The following is a 15,176-nucleotide window of genomic DNA, read 5'->3' as shown; positions in this document are numbered from 1 at the left end:
GTTGTCACCAAGGCCGGACCACTCTCCGATGCCGATCGCTGAGCCGCCCTCGACAGGCACGCAGCAACCCGGTGAACCTATGCGGTCACAGCACTAGCGCTGCGCGCAGGGCGTCGAAACACACGAAGAAGAGCGGGCGCCGTTGACGGGGATGTCGGCAGGGGCGGGCGTATCGTCGCGCAGGTGACTGCGATGAGAAAGATCATCCTTCCCATGTCGGTCTCTCTCGACGGCTTTTTCGCGGGGCCCGAGGGCGAAATCGACTGGCACATGGTCGACGACGAGCTGCACGGGTACCTCAACGAACAGCTCAGGCCCATGGGCGCCTTCATCAGCGGGCGCGTGACCCACGAGCTCATGGCCGAGTACTGGCCCACCGCCGACACCGACCCTTCCGCCTCCCCGCCGGTGGTCGAATTCGCCGGAATCTGGCGGGAGATGCCGAAGATCGTGTACTCCCGGACCCTCCAGAAGGCCGACTGGAACACCACGGTCAAACACGAGGTCGTCCCGACGGAGATCGAGGAGCTCAAGGCGCGCCCCGGCGGGGACCTCGTGATCGGCGGGGCGAATCTCGCCGCCACGTTCAGGCGCCACGACCTCATCGACGAGTACCGCCTCTACGTCCACCCGGTCCTGCTCGGCACCGGCAAGCGCCTCTTTTCGACCTCGTACGCCGACACGCACAAGCTGCGCCTCGTCGAGACCCGCACCTTCGGCAACGGCGTCGTCCTCCTGCACCACGAGCGGGTCCGGGCGGCGGAGTAACCGGCACGCGCACGCACCGGACGACGGCGGGACGGGAAACATGGAACGGCAACTGGCCGGGCGCTGGCTGACGGCAGCCGTCGAGGAGGCCCGAGCGGGCCTCGCGGAGGGCGGCATCCCGATCGGCGCGGTGCTCTACGGCGCGGACGGGGCGGTGCTGGGCCGCGGACACAACCTCCGGGTGCAGGAGGGCGACCCTTCCCTGCACGCGGAGACGGCGGCGTTCCGCAATGCGGGAAGGCAGCGTTCGTACCGGGGAACGACGATGGTGACCACGCTGTCCCCGTGCTGGTATTGCAGCGGCCTGGTACGGCAGTTCGGCATCTCGCGCGTCGTCGTGGGGGAGGACGAGACGTTCCGGGGCGGTCAGGAATGGCTGGCCCGGCACGGGGTGGAGATCGTGGTGCTCGGCGATCCGGAATGCGTGGCCATGATGAGGGAGTTCGTCGCGGCGAATCCCGAATTGTGGAATGAGGACATCGGGGCGTGACCGATCGCGCAGGGAGTTCTCAACTCGCTTTCCCCCTGCGGTTGTTGAGGTGGGACGCGAGCTCTCTCAGATGGCTGACCGTGGAGATCCCCGCCGGCAGCCCCGCCGGCAGCCCCGCCGGTCGCGGCCCCGGCGTGACAAGCACCGCCGACATCCCGTACTTGTGCGGCCCCACCGCATCGTTCTCCGGGTTGTCACCCACGAACAGGATGTCCTCGCACGGGCAGCCCGCAGCCGAAGCCACCGCGGCGTAGAAGCGCGGATCCGGCTTGCGGATGCCCAGCGTGCCGGAGAGCACCAACGCGTTGAAGCAGTCGGCGATTCCGGCCGCTTTCAGGGTCTGGCGGCGGACCCGCTCGGGGCGGTCCGTGTTCGAGGCGAGGACGCACGTCAGGCCGGCCCTGTGCAGGTCCCGCAGCGCCCCTGCCGCCTCGGGGTCGATCCTTGCGTCGGGCAGCGCCGTGAACACCGCTTCCGTCGCGAGCCGCAGGTCAGGGATGCCTGCGCCGCTGTCCTGGGCGGCGCGGCGCAGGCGCGTCGCGAAGGTGCTGCGTACCTCCCGTGCGCGGTCGGCCTCCCTCAGCCGCCGGGTCGCGTTGTCGAATCGGGTGGGGAAGTCGTCGGGGACCACCGTCCCCGGCAGGTCCCGCAGAACCTCGGCGATCAACCGGCCGTCAGCCGCCGGGCCGTGACCCGCCAGCGTGCCGACGAAATCAAGCGCCAGCACTCGCACCTCTGCCATGAGACCGCCCCTTTCCCGGGATCGGACTCACCTTATTGAACTCGTCCTGTGGTGCCGGCCCGCAGCTGCGCGGTGTCGCCAAGTCGGGCCCGCCGGTGTCTCAGTTACCGGAGACGGCCACTCGATTTCCGTTCGGGGCGAGCGGGATCGGGATCGTGCGGGAATCCACGCTGCGGCGTTGGCGGGAGTCGAGCGGTTTCTGGTCGGCATTCACGTTCAGCGACACGCCCTGGCCCCCGCTGAACGTGCCACTGGCGAACGCATTCACGCCGTCCGCGATGACCTCGTATCCAGGTGTGTCGATGACCTGGTGCTGCCGGCAGTCCCGGAACACCTGCTCGATCGGCACGAACCACAGCCAGTGGCGATCTCCGTCCTGGTTGAGGTCGACCTTTTCGTTGAACCAGATCGCGACGTTGCCCCGCAGCGTGACCGTCGCCGTCCAGTCGATGTCGTACTTCTGCGTCCCGACCACCAGCGTCGCCTCGACCACCGATTTGGGCGGTATCCGCAGCGGGAGATCGACGCTCCAGGTCTGCGTCTCCTTGTGCGTGAACTCCTGCGTCGAGGACAGGCTCGCCTCGATCGACGTCGTCTCGCTGACCTTGGCGACCGCCGGAATCTCCGCCGACACCTCCACGCTCACGCCGATCTTCAGCGATTCGGTGACCGAGATCCGCAGATCCTGCTCGGTCGTCTTGCTCTGCTTGTAGGTGACGGTCTGCTCCACCGCGGTTCCATTGCGGTAGTTGGTGGCCACCGAACTGACCTGTCCCGGAACGGGGGATGGCGCATTCGCGTCGTAGATGATGTCCCGGTACTTCGCGCCGACCTGATGCCGGTGGTAGTCGTTGAGGAAGCTCTGCTTCGCGTAATCGGTGGACGCGGTGAAGCGGCAGCCGTTCGACGCCGGGAACCGTTCGCGGGCCATCCACCGCCCCCACGCGTCCGTAATCTCCTGGAGGGGCCGCGCCGACGTTTTCGCGCTGCCCTGACGAGGTGCGGCATGCGCCGCTGTTGTGAGCGATACGGGAATGGCCGTCGCCACTCCGACAGCGGGAGCCAGCGCTAGCAGGCGCCGTCTGGATACATGACTCATCAGCGGGGGAGCCCTTCGTTCCGTGCGGGGTGAAACAAGCCAACTTCCTTGGTACGCCATGCAATCCACTGACAGCCGTTCCGCATAGGGACTTTGGTCCTGACCCCGCGTTGGAGCGAGCGGGGAAATGGGTGTCAGCATGTATGGACGTGACCCATACCGATTACGGAGACTTCCCTGACCAGCATGTTCAGCCCAGGTAGGCGGCATTGTGCCCGGAGCCACGGAGGGAAGGCAGTTCGCGGAGCAATGAGAGGACCGGCGATGTCGCTGTTCTGGCGCATCTTTCTGCTGAACGCCGCCGTGGTCATCGTGGCCATGGCGCTGCTGCTCGGGCCGTATGTCACCGTCTCGAAGCATGTGCGGCTCGGTGAGGCCGAGGTGGTGGTGTCCGGTGTCGCCGTGATGCTGGTGGTCAACGCGCTCCTCGTCCGATTCTTCGGGCTGGCCCCTCTCAAGCGGCTCTCGCAGGCCATGACGACGGCCGATCTGACCCGCCGCGAGGCACGCCCGGAAGTCGTCGGAACCGGGGAAGTCGCCGACCTGACGAGGACGTTCAACTCCATGCTCGACCGCCTCGAATCCGAGCGAGCCATCAGCAGCGCCCGCATCCTGAGCGCCCAGGAGGCCGAACGGCAGCGCGTGGCAAGGGAGTTGCACGACGAGGTCGGTCAGACCCTCACCGCCGTGCTGCTCCAGCTGAAGCACGCGGCCGACCGGGCGCCCGCCGCCCTCGGTGAAGAACTCCACCTCGCGCAGGAGACCACCCGCGCCGGCCTGGACGAGATCCGCCGCATCGCGCGGCGCCTGCGCCCCGGGCTGCTCGAAGAGCTCGGCCTCGCCAGCGCCCTGCGCGCCCTGGCCGCCGAATTCACCGTGCCGGGCCTCGCCGTACGCCACCGCATCGACCGGGGCCTGCCACCCCTGGATCCCGACAGCGAGCTCGTCCTCTACCGGATCGCCCAAGAAGCCCTCACCAACCTGGCGCGCCACTCGGCCGCGACCCAGGCGGAGATACGACTGCGCGGTGGCCGTGCCGGGGTGGTCGAGCTGCGCATCAGGGACAACGGGACCGGCACCGGGCGGGCCCCGGAGGGCAACGGCATGCGCGGCATGCGCGAACGCGCGCTGCTGACGGGCGCGGAGCTGTCGTTCGGCTCCGGACCGGGCGGCGGCACCGAAGTCCGCCTGGCCATCGCCACCATGGCAGGGAGCGCCGCATGACGACACCGGACCGGACCCGAATCCTGCTCGCCGACGACCACGCCCTGGTACGCCGAGGCGTACGGCTCATCCTCGACAGTGAGCCGGACCTCACCGTGGTCGCCGAGGCCGACAACGGAGCCGAAGCCGTCCGTCTGGCCCGCGACACACCCGTCGACCTCGCCATCCTCGACATCGCGATGCCCCGCCAGACCGGACTCCAGGCCGCGCGCGAACTGTCCCGGCTCCAACCGGACCTGCGCATCCTGATTCTGACGATGTATCACAACGAGCAGTACTTCTTCGAAGCCCTCAAGGCCGGGGCCTGCGGCTACGTCCTCAAGACGGTCGCCGACCGCGACCTGGTCCTGGCCTGCCGGGCCGCCGTGCGCGACGAGCCGTTCCTGTACCCGGGGGCCGAGAACACACTGATCCGCGAGTACCTGGAACGCCTGCGCCAAGGTCGGCCGCTGCCCGACCGGGCGATCACCGAGCGGGAGGAGGAGATCCTCAAGCTCGTGGCCGAGGGGTACTCGTCGAAGGACATCGGCGAGCTCCTCGTCATCAGCAGCAAGACCGTGGAGCGCCACCGCGCCAACCTCCTGCAGAAGCTCGGTCTCCGCGACCGCCTCGAACTGACCCGATACGCCATAAGAGCCGGGCTCATCGAGCCCTAGCCCGACTCCCGCACGTTGAACACCCCTTGTACCAGGAGCCCCCGGTGGCCACACAAGATCGTGCCGTACGCACCCGCCAGGCACTCATCCACTCCGCGGCCGAAGCCTTCGAGCGGCACGGATACGTACCTGCGACACTCGCGGACATCAGCGCCGGCGCCGGTGTGAGTGTGGGAGCGCTCCACTTCCACTTCGCGAACAAGGCCGACGTGGCGACGAGCGTCGAGATGGCGGCGGCGGTGCGGCTGCGCCGGGCGGCCCGGAACGCGCAACGACCCGGCACGAACGCCCTGCAGCGGCTCACCGACACCTCGTACGCGCTCGCCGACCAGCTGCGCCGCGACGTCGTGTCCCGCGCGGGCCTGAAGCTGAGCGGTGAGGGAGCGCGGGAAGGAGGCCTCGATCTGCGCCGCGAATGGCGGGACTTCGTGCGGCGCCTGCTCGCGGAGGCATCCGATCAGGACTTCCCTGACGAGCCCGTCGAGCGGAGCGACATGGCGGACCTGATCGTCGCCGCCACCACCGGCTTCGAGTTGCTCGCGCGCCGGGACCCCGCCTGGGCGGCGCCCCCGCTCCTGAGCACCTTCTGGCGGCTGGTGCTGCCTCGGACGCCGTAGGCCCAGGTTGACCGGTTCGGGTGGGTCGCCCGGGGCGTGCTGGGACTCTTGGGCGGGGAGGGGCCAACGGCCGCTGCCGAGGGATGCGGCGCGGAGCGCCAGGTACGACGAGAGGAACGGAACATGCGCAAGAGGCACGGAACCCGGTGGCCGGTCCTGGCCGGTCTCACGGCACTGGGAGTGGCCGCTGGGGTGCTGCCCGCGGCCGCCGCCCCACCCGACCCGGGCGTCCGTGAACAGGCCCGCGTCCAGGCCTACTTGGGGCGAATAGCGGACTCCCCGAGCGAGCTCAGGAGCTTCCTGACGGAGCTGCCCAAGGGCGCGGATCTGCATCACCACCTGGGCGGCGCGGTGCGCCCGGAGTCGCTGATCGGATACGCGGCGCGGGACGGCAAGTGCATCGACACCACGAGCTACGTCGTCACACCCGGGCCCCAGCCCTGCGCGGCCGGACAGCGCCCGGCACGGGACGCCGTGGCTCCGGGCCCGTTCCGGCAGCAGGTGATCGAGGCGTGGTCGATGCAGGGGTTCGTGCTGCCACCCGACGGTGACCCACAGCCCGGACACGACCACTTCTTCGACACCTTCGGGAAGTTCGACGAGGCCGAGAACGGTCACGATGCGGACATGCTCGCCGAAGTGGCCCGCGCCGCCGCCAAGGAACACAGCAGCTACCTGGAGACCCTGACCACGCCGGAGGCCGGCCCGCTGAACCAGCTCGTCGACCGCATCCTCCCCAAGGATCCCGGTCCCGACGACTTCGCGCGGTTCCATGCCACGCTGACGGCGAACCCGCGGTTCGAGGCGCTGGTCCGGCAGGCGGCGGACGACACCGACCGCGGCGTCCGCGACTACCGCAAGAAGCTCGGCTGCGACTCCGGGGCTGCCCCGGAGGCCTGCCGGGTCGCGATCCGCTTCGACTACCAGGTGCTGCGCGCCCAGGACCCCCGCCATGTGTTCGCCCAGCAGATCCTCGGCTTCGAGCTCGTACGCCGACACCTCGGCGGAGTTGTCGGCGTGAACATGGTGCAGCCGGAGGACGCGCCCGTCGCGCTGCGGGACTACACCCTGCACATGAAGATGGTCGGCTTCCTCAAGTCCCTCGCCCCGAAGGTGCGGGTCAGCCTGCATGCCGGCGAACTCGTCGAAGGTCTCAACGGGGTCGGCGGACGCGACCTGACCTTCCACATCAACGAGGCCGTCGCCGTGGCCGGCGCCGACCGGATCGGCCACGGCGTCGACTTCGCCGACGAGAAGGACCCCGAAGCGCTGGCCGAACGGATGCGGAAGCAGCACGTCCTCGTCGAGGCACCGCTCATCAGCAACGCCCAGATCCTCCGCGTCAGCGGCGTCCGGCACCCGCTGCGCAGCTACCTCGACGCGGGCGTCCCGGTCGCCCTGGCCACCGACGACCCCGGCGTCAGCCGCAGCGACCTGACCGCGGTCTTCCAACTGGCCGTCACCGACCAGCAGTTGACCGTCACGCAGCTGCGCACCCTCGCGCGCGCCTCGCTGGACCACGGCTTCATCGAGGGCCGGAACCTGTGGAAGGAGCAGGACAGCTACGGCGCGTTCGCCGCTCCCTGCGAGAAGGACACGCCCGACGCGCACCGGCTGCCGAGCGCCGCCTGCCGCACCTTGCTCGCCGCCAGCCCCAAGGCGTCGCTCCAGTGGAAACTCGAAGTGGACTGGGCGAACTTCCTGAAGCGGTACGCCCACCGCTGAGCCGGCACGCGGCCCGTGCGCCTTGGGCTCAGGCGACGGTGACCCCGACCGAGTGCCAGCCCGTCGCCCCGTTCGGGACGGTCGGGGTGCGCTCCTCGGTCTGGGTCACGCCCGTGCCGTCGGTGGCCCGTACGGTCAGGGTGTGGTTGCCGAGGGCGGTGGCCTGCCAGGGGAAGGACCACAGGCGCCAGGTGTCGACGCTGTCCTGGGCCGCCAGGTTCGCCTGCTGCCAGGGCCCGTCGTCGACGCGCACCTCGACGCGCTCGATGCCCCGGTGCTGCGCCCAGGCCACCCCCGCGACCATGACCGTGCCCCGTTTGACCCGGGCGGGCGTCCTGGGGGTGTCGATGCGGGACTGCGTCTTGACCGGGGCCTGCTGCGACCAGGACCGCTGCACCCAGTACGCGTCGTACGCGGCGAACGTGGTCAGCTCGATGTCCTCGATCCACTTGCACGCGGACACGTATCCGTACAGGCCGGGCACCACCATCCGTACCGGAAAGCCGTGGGCGAAGGGCAGGGGCTGACCGTTCATGCCGATGGCGAGCATCGCGTCCCGGCCGTCGAGGACCGCCTCGACCGGGCTGCCGATCGTCACCCCGTCCACCGACCGGGCCACCAGCTGATCGGCGGGCCCGCCGCGCGAAGGCGGGCGCACGCCGCACTCCTTGAGGAGGTCGGCGAGGCGTACGCCGATCCAGCGGGCGTTGCCCACATAGGGACCGCCCACCTCGTTGGACACGCACGCCAACGTGATGTCCCGCTCGATCAGCTCGCCCGCCCGGCCCTGGACGAGGTCGTCGAAGGTGACCGTGCGAGGGGTCGTGACCCCCTCGCCGTGGATCTTCAGCCGCCAGGTGGTGGCGTCCACCTTCGGGACGATGAGGGCCGTGTCGACCCGGTAGAAGTCGGAGTTCGGGGTGAACAGCGGGCTCAGACCCGGGAGTTGGAGGTAGGCGGCCTTCGGGACGGGGGCGGCGGGTGAGGCCGGGCGGGGCAGGACGACCTTGGCGCGGGAGGCGTCCGCTCTCTCACCGCTTGAGTTCAGTACGCGGCCGAGCAGCCCCGCGGCGGCGGACGCGGCAGCCGCCGCGGTCGCCGCGACGACGAACGCGCGCCGGTCCCAGCCCTCGTCCCCGGCAACCCTCCGCGTGCCCGGTCGTACGCCGGGCAGGCGCCCGACGAGCCAGTACAGGAGCATGGAGCCCGCGGCCGCGCCGAACACGGACGGCAGCGCGTCCACCGCACTGTGCGAGTCGGGGCGCCCGGTGGCGGCCAGCGCCCCCACGACCCCGAACGCGAGGACCCCGGCGGCCCCGGCCCGCCGGTGGCGCAGGGCAAGGACCCCGAGGAACAGGGCGAGGACCGCGAGCACGGCGAGGATGCCGATCTGCAGGACGAGCTTGTCGTCCGTCCCGAAGTGACGGATCGCCCAGTCCTTGAGCGTCACCGGCGTCCGGTCGATGGCCGCCCCGCCGACGGCGGCCACCGGCCCGGCCTCCGGCCGGACGGCGGCCGACACCAACTCGGCCACCGCCAGCGCCGCACAGCCCGCGAGGAGCCCGCACAGGGCGCCGAGTGAGGTACGGGTCCGCCCGCTCAGTTTCGTCGTCACACTCCGCATTCGATACCGCGGCGGCATCGGATTGTCCACGCACGGGCCGTGCGGTCACACGGACGGCCGCGATTCCCCCTGATGGACCCTCAGCGCATGGTGACGGTCAGCAGCGAGTACTGAATCACCGTCAGATCCACGGTCACCGTGGTGCCGCCCACCTTCCAGGGGACCGGTACCGGGGCGGGCGAGGCACCGTCCGGCGAGCTGACCGCGGCGGCCGTCACCTGCCTGCCCGCCGGGACCTCCAGCGAGACCGTGCAGGCGGCCGGGGTGGTCCTGAACGGAGCCGGGCTCTCGCCGAAGGCGGTGAAGTTGACCAGCTGGACGACGGTGTCGTCGCCGAGGTGGCTCAGTTCCAGGTGGATCCGGTGGTCCCCGGTGAGCGAGACGGCGGGCGGCGCGGCGGTCCGTACGGGTTCGAGGAGCCGGTCGGCGCTCGGACCGTCCGTGCGCGACAGATACGAGAGGCCGGGCAGGTCCTTGAAGTACCAGCACGTGCCCGCCCCGAAGGCATGGCGGCTGGTGGCCGGCACCGGGTCGGCCCTGCGGAAGCCGAGCACATCGGCGAGCGCGTACTCGGTCCTCGCGGTGCCGAACGCGTCGAGGGCGGTGGGCGCGGGGCCGGTGATGACGACTGTGCCGCCGCCGCCCACGAACGAGCGAAGGACATCGGCCTCGGGATCCGAAACCGCTTGGAGGTTGGGCAGATACAGGACGCGATATCTCGCCAGGTCAGCGATGTCGAGCCCGGGGCTGGGCACGGTGTCGAACGGAACGTGCGCGTACACCAGCGCCTTGACCGTGCCCCGGAACTCGCCCAGCCACTTCTGCTGGGTGCAGCTCTCCTCGGAGCTCTCGAAGCTCCACCAGTCCGTGACCCCGGCCGGCGGTTTGGTGTTGACGTACATGCCGCTGCCCTGCACGGGACTGACGAAGTCGCGGCTGGCGGAGGAGTGGTACACGCCCACCGTCGCTCCGGAGACGGCGTCGAACAGCCGCTCCTGATGCGCCGCCACGAACCCGAACATGCGCGTGCGCATCGCGGTGTCGGTGCTCTGGTCCTTGAACGGGCTCTTGACCTCGTACGGGTTGCAGCCCGCCGCGAGCAGCTCGGCCATCACCAAGGAGGCGTCGTCGGCCTTCCAGCCGTACGAGAAGGCCCAGGCGGGCTTCGTTCCGCTGGCGGCCCGCGCGTACTTGTACATCGAGATCAGACAGGTCCAGTCGCTCGCCGTGGCGTGGCGCATCCCGTCGTAGTTGCCGAGGATGTCCACCTCCCACACCTGGCTGACGCCCTCCGCCCGGCGCAGTTGCGCGCCGTCCAGGCCGATGAGGGACGCGTACTGGTAGTCCATCGTCACCGTCTCGACGAACGTGACCAGGTCGGGATTGACGGAGCGGCCCGCCGCGGCGATGTCCAGCTGGAACTGCGACAGGTTGCGGTGGCGCCACTCGACGTAGCGGCGGAAGCCCGGGTTGGCGAAGTCGGCCGTGCGGGGCAGTTCGAGGCCGGTGTCCGCCTTGAACGCGGCCGCCGCCCACGAGGAGGCGTCGCACCAGCTCATCGCGCCGTCGAAGTAGATGGGAACGTCCGGCCAGATCGCGTCGACTCCCGTCGCCGCGAGAGCTCGGATCCGCGCCAAGTAGTAGTCACGCCAAGGGGAGTTGGGGCTCAGCCAGCAGCTCTCGTCACCCGGGTCCACCCAGACGACCAAGCCGCCGTAGAACACGTTGGGCCGCCCGTCGAGCCCGCGCTGCACCCAGTCCTTGCCGCTGCTGTTCTTGTAGAAGGAGGGCCCCTTCTCGCCGCCCGGGCTGATCAGTTCGAGCGAGGGATAGTACATGACCACGCGCATCCCGGCCGTGTGGGCAAGGTCCGCGAAACCCTTCACCTTCGCCATGTGCGCGGTGAACTGCTGGTCGGTCAGCCAGTTCGACAGGACGGTGTCGAGCTCGATCACGCTGACGTTCTGCGCCTTCAGCGCGCTGATGACGGGCAGCATGTCGCGCTGGGGATCGGCGTCGTCGTCGAAGGTGCCGTCCGCGAGCCGGGCGTATCTGGCCCAGTCGGGGAAGGCGGCCCCGGCGACCCGGCCGGCGTCAGGCGCATGGGCCCAGGCCGGGCGGGGGCCGCCGCCGGGGAGGAAGGGCAGCAGCTGTGATGTCACTGCCAGTCCTCCGGCGCCGAGCCCCGTCCTCAACACGCTGCGCCTGCTCAGTCTTCGTCTCGATTCCATGCCCGGATCTCTCCCATCGACCACACCGGACCGGTACGGTTCCGGCTCGGGCGAGGCATCCTGTCGCCACGTGGCGGGATCGGCCAGAGCGCCCTTTCGGCCAGCGCGGCGATGGAGTGCGGGCAGGGCGCTACGACACCACCTTCGCCGGGCACAGCCGCTGCGGCTTGCCGCCCTTGAGGGTCGCGTCCACGCAGCCGCCCGGGAGCCCGTCATGGGCGGTGCCGCCGAAGTTGGCCGTGACGGTGAGCGCGCCGTCGCCGAAGACGGTCCGCTGCACGGTGCGGTCGGCGGTCAGCCAGCCGAAGGACGTCAACTCTTCGGCCCCCGCTGCCTGGTGGAGCGGAGCGAAGTACTTCTGGAGCGCGGCCAGTTCGCGCAGGTTCTGGTCGTAGCGCTTGTCCTTGTCGCTGAGCACGAAGTTCAGCGGGGTGTTGTAGAGCATCGCGAGCAGCGCCCGCGTCACCTTCTGGTCGGGAAGCTTGCCGAAGGACAGTTCCCAGCGCTCCACGTTGATCAGCGAGCCGTGCAGCGCGGTCTCGTACAACGGCACGCGATAGGCCGGGTCGTACATCGCCTTGAGGGCGTCGGCCACCGCGGCCCGGTGCTCCGGCTTGAAGTCGCCGACCCGCACCGGCTTGAAGAACGTGTCGGGGGCCGCCGCGGGAGTGTAGCCGCCCCAGGCCGGGTCGTCCTTGGGCTGATCCTGCGCGCTGTCGAAGTGGCCCGTCTCCATCGGCCACAGCCGGCCGTCGGCCGGGGTGCCCGAGCCGTGGTCGAAGGCGAGGACCTGGTTGGCCCAGGACCCGGCGGCCTCCGAGCCGAGCACGAGCGGGGCCTGCTGCGCGGTGCCGTCGGTCAGGCGCCGCATCCGGGCGAGCCGGTTGGCCCGGTCCCGGGCCATGGTCATCGGGTGCGCGGCGTCGTGGTCACGGAAGAGCTCGCCTGCCGCGTCCACGTCCAGGAAGTAACTGGCCGCGCCATTGGCGATCAGCGAGCGCGTGCGATCGGCGAGGTAGTGCCGCTGCGGCTCGGCCTGCTCGAAGGCCTGCGAGCTGAGGTAGCAGCCCTGCTTGTGGAAGCCGGGCTGCGGCGTGCCGTCGGCCCGGCGCACGCAGAACGACGGGTAGACGTTGTCGGGCCAGACCGAGTTCGGGGGAGTGTCGGGGCCCTTGTCGCGCCCGTTGGCGAACGAGTCGTACGGCCCGACCAGGTACCCGGCCTTCTGCGCCGCGGTGACGTCCGCCGTCGTCATGGGCGAGTCGTCGGCGTCGTAGCCGAGCCAAAGACGGGAAACGCCGAGGGAGTTGAGCTTCTCGATGCCGGCCGTCTTGCGGCTGCCGCCCCAGGTGTAGGCGTGGAACGCGCCCAGGAGCCTGCCCGTCTCGGGGTTCTTCCGGATCTTCTCGCTCAGACTGCCGAGCTCGCCGTGGTCGGCGAGCCAGTGCCGGTAGTCGACGGCGGGCGCGACCGGGGAGCCGTCGGTGAGGCTGAAGGCGACGGTGTAGTCGCGGGTCGCGTTGCCGCCGGAGAAGGCGTGCTTGGCCGTGGTGCGCAGGCGCCCGCCCTGGGAGGCGTACGCGAGTGACGTGCCGATGTCGGTGGGGGAGAGGTAGCTGATGCCTCGGCCGGCGCCGAGGGTGTAGCCCCAGACGGGCAGGGTGAGCTGGGACGCCATGTCCTCCTCGGAGCCCACGAGTTGGGCACGCGTCGAGTTCCAGAAGGTGTCGGCGACGGGCAGTGACAGGCCCTCGCCGCGCGGGAGCTGGAGGGCGGAGGCCGTCTTGTCGGTGCCCGTGACCGGCCAGGCCAGGGTCCCGTCGCGGTCGGAGGTGATGGTGACGAGCAGCCTGCCCTGCTCGACATGTGCCTCGGCGTTCAGGCCCCGCCCGGGATACGACCAGCGGGCGCCCCGGCCCGACATGGTCACATGACCGGGCCTGCCCGGCGCGTCGGCGGCCGGGTCCGACACGCGCAGGGTGCGCCCGTCGTCGGTGCGGGCGTCGATCGCCAGGGTCGTGGGGTCGATGGTGGCCGTGCCCCCGGCGACGGGCAGTTCCACCCGGCCGGCGTGGATGCGTACCCCGGCCGCATGGGTGGGCCCGGCGGTGGCGGCCGGGGTCAGGCCGGCCGCCAGAGCGGTGGCGACGGCGAGAACGAGAAGGGTGCGACGGCCGCTTCGGCGGGCCGGGCGCGCCATGGATGACTTCCCCGTGCTGATGTCCATGGCGCATGGATAGCGAAGAGTTGTAAGAGGGTTTCTTAAGACGTGACGGTGCGAGCGGAGTCGGGGCTCCGAGCCCTCAGCCACGTGATAAATGTCGGCGGCTTCGAGCCGCTGTGTGCGAGGGTGCCCGGGCGTATCGGACTTGAGACATCGGAGGGGTGCATGAGTGCTGCCAGGGTCGCGGTCGTGACCAGCGGGGTCGGCTTCGAGTACGACGTCGACCTGCCGCTCATCGTGGCCGCCCTGCGAGCCGAAGGCCTGGCAGCACAAGCGGTCGCCTGGGACGCCGAAGCCGTGGCGTGGGACGGGTTCGACCTCGCGGTCATCCGCTCGACCTGGGACTACGCGACGCGCCTGGATGAGTTCCTCGCCTGGGCCGAGACCACATCCCGGCACACCCGGCTGCTCAACCCCGCGCCGATGGTGCGCTGGAGCAGCGACAAGCACTACCTCCTGGACCTCGCCGAGCGGGGTGTCCCCGTCGTGCCGACGCGAGTCCTCGAACCCGGAGACCGGTGCGCCGAGGCCGACTTCGGCCGGGCCGGGGACGTGGTGGTCAAGCCGGCCGTCTCCGCGGGCGCCCAGGACACCGCACGCTACGAACCCGGTCAGGCCGCGGAAGCCGTCCGCCATGCGCGGATGCTGCTCGACCAGGGCCGCGCGGTGCTGATCCAGCCGTATCTGTCCCTGGTGGAGGAGGGGGAACGGGCGCTGGTCTTCGTGCGCGGCGCGTTCAGCCACGCTCTGCGCAAGGGGCCGCTACTGACCGAGCCGGGAGTCATGGACAACTCCAGGATGCCGCACCCCGACCTCACCCCTTACCGCCCCACCGAGGCCGAACTGCGCACCGCCTCCGCCGCGTTGGCGGCCGTGCCGTCACCGGGGACCCCGCTGTTCGCCCGGGTCGATCTGGCCCTGGACGAGGACCGGGAGCCGGTGATCATGGAGCTGGAGCTCATCGAGCCCAATCTCTTCCTCCAGAGCAACCCGCGCGGGCTCACGCTTCTGGTCGAGGCGATCGCGTCGGAGGCCGGGCTCAGGGCCGCGTGATCAGGCCCTCGGCAGGCACCGGCGGCCAGTGGCCGGGGGCGAGGACGCCCAGCGCGTACGCCTTCGCCACAAGCGCCGTACGTCCCTGGACGCGCCAGCGCTGGGAGAGCCGGGTCAGGTGGTAGTTGACGCCGTCGACGGTCAGGCCCAGAGCCTTGCCGATGGCGGCCGTGGTCGCGCCGGACGCGGCAAGCGCGAGGATGCGGGCCTGCGCCTCGCTCACCGAACCGTGCGGGGAAGGCGGGGGTTCGGGGCGCTCGTCCCGTACGTACAGCATCGCGAGCAGCACGGGGGCCGGGTTGGGCACGGCCATGATCGGGTCGATGGTGAACTCGCCCTCGCGCTCGGCGCCGTCCTTGCCCGCCCGCCAGGTCACCTCGATGGGATAGCGGGACGTGCGGCCCGCGCGCAGCGCCCTGACCAGCCGGTCGATCTGCTCCTCGGAGCGCGGGGTGAACAGCTCGCGCAGCGAGCGCCCGCGCAGCCGTCCCGGGGTGGTGCCCCACTCGGCGGCCATCGCGGGATTGGCGACGTGCACCTCGCCGTCGATCGAGCACACGGCGATCGGCAGGGGAATGCGGTCGAGCAGGGTCAGGAAGTGGTTGCGCCACGCCCCCAAGTCCTCCACCACCGCCTGCTCGTCGGCCATGCCGCGTGCCACCGCCCCTCCTGGGCCCGTCCGCAAGTGCCGGACGCGAGAAACCACTGCACAATCATGCAGTC

The 15,176-nt window shown here is 70.5% G+C and carries 13 protein-coding genes; 7 read left to right on the top strand and 6 right to left on the bottom strand.

The annotated features are described in order from the left end of the window. The first annotated feature begins 192 nt into the window (after positions 1-192). Both ADK54_RS38990 and ADK54_RS38985 read left to right on the top strand, forming a co-directional pair. A complete protein-coding gene (locus ADK54_RS38990; RefSeq protein WP_053730555.1) occupies positions 193-768 on the top strand; it encodes a dihydrofolate reductase family protein in 576 nt (191 codons plus the stop codon). A 40-nt stretch (positions 769-808) separates the two neighbouring features. Further along, positions 809-1,258, top strand: a complete 450-nt coding sequence (locus ADK54_RS38985; protein WP_053730554.1) for a nucleoside deaminase — start codon at positions 809-811, stop codon at positions 1,256-1,258. A 19-nt stretch (positions 1,259-1,277) separates the two neighbouring features. On the opposite strand, the gene ADK54_RS38980 is transcribed toward ADK54_RS38985, so the two are convergent. Both ADK54_RS38980 and ADK54_RS38975 read right to left on the bottom strand, forming a co-directional pair. Next, positions 1,278-2,000 carry an HAD family hydrolase gene (locus ADK54_RS38980; protein ID WP_053730553.1) on the bottom strand — a complete coding sequence of 241 codons (723 nt, stop codon included), beginning with the start codon at positions 1,998-2,000 and terminating at the stop codon, positions 1,278-1,280. 100 nt (positions 2,001-2,100) lie between these two features. Beyond that, complete coding sequence (locus ADK54_RS38975) at positions 2,101-2,931, bottom strand: ETX/MTX2 family pore-forming toxin (RefSeq protein WP_234392391.1); 831 nt, start codon at positions 2,929-2,931, stop codon at positions 2,101-2,103. 432 nt (positions 2,932-3,363) lie between these two features. On the opposite strand from ADK54_RS38975, the gene ADK54_RS38970 reads away from it, so the two are divergent. From ADK54_RS38970 to ADK54_RS38955, 4 genes are all read left to right on the top strand, one after another. Then, positions 3,364-4,323, top strand: a complete 960-nt coding sequence (locus tag ADK54_RS38970; RefSeq protein ID WP_053730551.1) for a HAMP domain-containing sensor histidine kinase — start codon at positions 3,364-3,366, stop codon at positions 4,321-4,323. Continuing rightward, positions 4,320-4,979, top strand: coding sequence for a response regulator (locus ADK54_RS38965; RefSeq protein ID WP_053730550.1), 660 nt, complete (start codon positions 4,320-4,322; stop codon positions 4,977-4,979). Before ADK54_RS38970 ends, ADK54_RS38965 begins: the two co-directional genes overlap by 4 nt. A 44-nt stretch (positions 4,980-5,023) precedes the next feature. Further along, positions 5,024-5,596, top strand: a complete 573-nt coding sequence (locus tag ADK54_RS38960) for a ScbR family autoregulator-binding transcription factor (RefSeq protein WP_053730549.1) — start codon at positions 5,024-5,026, stop codon at positions 5,594-5,596. Positions 5,597-5,719: 123 nt separating this feature from the next. Next, the gene (locus ADK54_RS38955) at positions 5,720-7,321 is read left to right on the top strand and encodes a hypothetical protein (RefSeq protein WP_053730548.1); all 1,602 of its coding nucleotides are present in this window, start codon (positions 5,720-5,722) and stop codon (positions 7,319-7,321) included. Between the two features lie 28 nt (positions 7,322-7,349). Here ADK54_RS38955 and ADK54_RS38950 read toward each other — a convergent pair whose 3' ends face one another. From ADK54_RS38950 to ADK54_RS38940, 3 genes are all read right to left on the bottom strand, one after another. Further along, positions 7,350-8,945 carry a molybdopterin-dependent oxidoreductase gene (locus ADK54_RS38950; RefSeq protein WP_053730547.1) on the bottom strand — a complete coding sequence of 532 codons (1,596 nt, stop codon included), beginning with the start codon at positions 8,943-8,945 and terminating at the stop codon, positions 7,350-7,352. An 80-nt stretch (positions 8,946-9,025) separates the two neighbouring features. Continuing rightward, positions 9,026-11,107, bottom strand: a complete 2,082-nt coding sequence (locus ADK54_RS38945) for a hypothetical protein (RefSeq protein ID WP_234392390.1) — start codon at positions 11,105-11,107, stop codon at positions 9,026-9,028. 199 nt (positions 11,108-11,306) lie between these two features. Beyond that, on the bottom strand, positions 11,307-13,403 hold the full coding sequence (locus ADK54_RS38940) for a glycoside hydrolase (protein ID WP_234392389.1): 2,097 nt from the start codon (positions 13,401-13,403) through the stop codon (positions 11,307-11,309). 162 nt (positions 13,404-13,565) lie between these two features. On the opposite strand from ADK54_RS38940, the gene ADK54_RS38935 reads away from it, so the two are divergent. Continuing rightward, positions 13,566-14,453 carry an ATP-grasp domain-containing protein gene (locus ADK54_RS38935; protein ID WP_053730544.1) on the top strand — a complete coding sequence of 296 codons (888 nt, stop codon included), beginning with the start codon at positions 13,566-13,568 and terminating at the stop codon, positions 14,451-14,453. Here ADK54_RS38935 and ADK54_RS38930 read toward each other — a convergent pair. After that, positions 14,440-15,114: a PAS domain-containing protein gene (locus ADK54_RS38930; protein ID WP_420717477.1), complete on the bottom strand. Its 675-nt coding sequence runs from the start codon at positions 15,112-15,114 to the stop codon at positions 14,440-14,442. The genes ADK54_RS38935 and ADK54_RS38930 overlap by 14 nt on opposite strands. Positions 15,115-15,176 lie beyond the last annotated feature (62 nt).

This window comes from Streptomyces sp. WM6378, from assembly GCF_001279695.1.
Classification (GTDB): domain Bacteria; phylum Actinomycetota; class Actinomycetes; order Streptomycetales; family Streptomycetaceae; genus Streptomyces.
Note: the sequence above shows the minus strand (reverse complement) of the source record. Positions and strands in the feature narration are given on the sequence as shown.